The sequence below is a fragment of the Parafrankia soli genome (assembly GCF_001854695.1).
In the GTDB taxonomy this organism is placed as follows: domain Bacteria; phylum Actinomycetota; class Actinomycetes; order Frankiales; family Frankiaceae; genus Parafrankia; species Parafrankia soli.
This window is the reverse complement of record NZ_MAXA01000110.1, coordinates 1-2,865: the sequence shown is the minus strand read 5'-3', so window position 1 is coordinate 2,865 and position 2,865 is coordinate 1. Positions and strand designations below refer to the sequence as shown.

Genomic DNA, 2,865 nt, shown 5'->3' with positions numbered 1-2,865 from the left:
GGGTGGGGTTGCGGATCGTGACCAGCCGGGGGTACGCCCGGTCGGCGTTGGGTCGGGCGGTGGCGGGGCTGGCGGCGACGTTGGCGGATCGGGTCGCCACCCAGGCTGATCTGACGCCGCCGTCGCTGCCCGCGGCACCGCCGCGGGCAGCGCTACCGCCGCCGTCTGCGCCGCCACTGCCCTCGGAGGCGAGTACACCGCCGCTGGCCGCCGACGGTGGATGGGTGCCCGTCTCGCGGCTGCCCCCGATGCCCTCCCCACCCGGCCCGCCCGCGTTCGTCATCGGTGAGTCGGCGCGGACGGAGGTCCGGTGACCTCGTCGGAGTACCTGCTCGGTGGCTGGGGGCAGCCACCCCCAGCCACCCCTCCCCCACCGCCTCCGCCGGAGGGGGTCCGCCCGCACCGGGCGGCGCTGGCCGCTCCTGCCCGGGCGGACAGTCGGCTGCCGGTCCCGTGGGGCCATCGGGCGGATGTGTTCGCCACGGTGGACTGGGCGGAGGTGGCGCGGCTGCGGGAGCTCGTCGCGACGTTCCTCGCCGAGGCTCGGGAGGGTGAGGGTCGGCCGCTGTCGGTGGCGGACATGCGTCAGCTCGGCGCGGCCCATATCGCTCGTCTGGTGCGTGAGCTGGTTGACCGGCGCAGCGCGGCCGGGACGGCGATGTCGGCGGCGCAGGAGCAGGCGTGGCGTAAGGCGGTGTTCGACGCCGCGTTCGGGCTGGGCCGGTTGCAGCGGTACGTCGACGACCCCGAGGTCGCGAACATCGACGTGTACGGCTGCGATGACGTGGTCGTGGAGTTCCGCGGCGGGCGGTTGGAGCGGGTGCCGCCGGTGGCGGCCAGCGACCACGAGCTCATCGAGATGATCGCCCGGGCGGCCCGGTACGCGCCGCTGTCGCGGGAGTTCTCCGATCGGGCGCCGCTGCTGACGACCCGGCTGGCCAGTGGGAGCCGGCTCACCGCCCAGATGCGGGTCTCGCCTCGCCCCGGGTTGACCGTGCGTAACCACCAGTTCGTGGACGGGGTCACCCTCGACACCCTGGTCGGGCTCGGGGTCATCGACACGGTGCTGCGCGACGTGCTGCGCGCCGCGGTCCGCGCCGGCTGGAACATCCTGATCTCCGGGGAGCAGGGTGCGGGTAAGACCACGATGCTGCGCTGCCTGTGCGCGGAGACCCCGCCCTGGCAGAAGCTCGTCGTGATCGAACGGGAAGCCGAACTGTTCCTGGAACGGCTCGGCCGCGCCGGGCAGGTCGTGCCGTTGGAGGCGCAGGAAGCCAACGCCGAGGGTGTTGGGGAGATCGGCATGACCGCGCTGGTCGTGCATTCGCTGCGGATGAACGCCGGCCGGTTGATTCTCGGTGAGGCCCGTTCGGATGAGATCGTCGCGTTGCTGACCGCGATGAGCGCGGGTAGCCGCGGGGCGATGGGCACGATCCACGCGAACCGGGCCGAGGACGTGTTCGCGATCCGGATCCCGTCGCTGGCGATGATGCCCCCGCACGGCCTGCCGGTCGAGTTCTCGGCGATGCACGCCGCCGCCGGTCTGCACCTGGTCGTGCACCTGACCATGCACACCGACCTCGCCGCCGACGGCACCCCGGCCCGGCGGCGGCGCTATGTGTCCTCGGTGGCCGAGGTCACCGGCCTGGAAGGCACCCGGGTCGCCTCCAACCAGATTTTCCGCCCGGGTCCGGACGGCCGGGCGATTCCGGGCAGCGCGCTGCACCGGTTCGACGAGCTGGTGCGCGCCGGGTTGGACCCGGCGGTGTTCGACGTCTACCCGTACGGCAGCTGGGAGGTGTCGTGAACCCGCTGGTGTTCCTGCTCGGTGCGGCCGCGGCGGGCGGGCTGGTGCTGGTGGCGACCGCGGTCGTGCCCGCCTGGCGGCCGGCGGCGGATCCGGGGCGGTGGCGRCGCGCCCGCCACGGGATGTCACGCACCGACCGGCTCGTGACCGGGCGGGCGCGGGGACGCCGCGCCGCGATCGCGGCCACCGCCGGGCTGCTGGTGCTGCTGTACCTGCGGATCCCCGCCGCCGCGCTGCTGGTGGCCGCGTTGGCCTGGGTCGCGCCGATGCTGCTCACCGGCGCCGCGGAGGCGGAGGCGACGATCAGCCGGCTGGAGGCGTTGGGCGACTGGACCCGCCGGGTCGCGGACCTGATGTCGACCGGTGCCGGGCTGGAACAGGCGATGGAAGCCAGCCTGTCGTCCTGCCCACCGCCGATCACGGTGGAGGTGACCGCGCTGGTGTCCCGGCTGCACGCCCGCTGGTCGACCGTGGACGCGCTGCGGGCGTTCGCCGACGACCTCATCGACGCCGACGAGGTCGTCGGCGCGCTGATCCTGGCCGCGGGCACCGAACGCGGCGCGGGTCTACGCCGCGCGCTCGTCGCACTGGCGGAGGCGACCGAGGCGCGGGTGCGGGCCCGCCGCGAAATCGAAGCGGACCGGGCGAAACCGCGTTCCGGTGCCCGCAGCGTCATGATGATCATCGGCGGCTGCGTGGTGCTGATCATGATTGTGGGGCGGCAGTTCCTCGCCCCGTACCGGACGGCGACCGGGGAGCTGGTGCTGTTGGTCGACGGGGCGCTGTTCCTCGCCGCGCTGTGGTGGATGCGCACCCTGGCCCGCACCCCCACCCCACCGCGGCTGCTCCCCGCGGCCGCCGGCCCGGCGGCCGCGGGTCGCGTCGGCACCCACCCGGCTGCCACCGTCTCCGACGGGCCGGAGGTGGCGCGCTGATGGCGATCGACCCGGGGGTGCTGCTGGCCGGATTCGGCTCCGGCATCGGGCTGCTGCTGATCGGGCAGGCGCTGGCGCGCCCGGCCCGCCCACCGTTGTCAGTGCTACGCGCCCCGACGGCGG

At 74.5% G+C, this 2,865-nt stretch carries 2 protein-coding genes and 1 pseudogene; all 3 read left to right on the top strand.

Translation table 11 applies throughout. The features are described from left to right. A pseudogene (locus tag BBK14_RS37755) lies at positions 1-314 on the top strand (hypothetical protein); the annotation flags it as partial. Beyond that, entirely contained in the window at positions 311-1,807 is a 1,497-nt protein-coding gene (locus tag BBK14_RS10450) for a TadA family conjugal transfer-associated ATPase (protein WP_131802222.1), read from the top strand. The pseudogene BBK14_RS37755 and the gene BBK14_RS10450, both read left to right, overlap by 4 nt. Continuing rightward, positions 1,804-2,742 carry a type II secretion system F family protein gene (locus tag BBK14_RS10445; RefSeq protein WP_071061426.1) on the top strand — a complete coding sequence of 313 codons (939 nt, stop codon included), beginning with the start codon at positions 1,804-1,806 and terminating at the stop codon, positions 2,740-2,742. The genes BBK14_RS10450 and BBK14_RS10445 overlap by 4 nt, the downstream gene beginning before the upstream one ends. Positions 2,743-2,865: the final 123 nt, after the last annotated feature.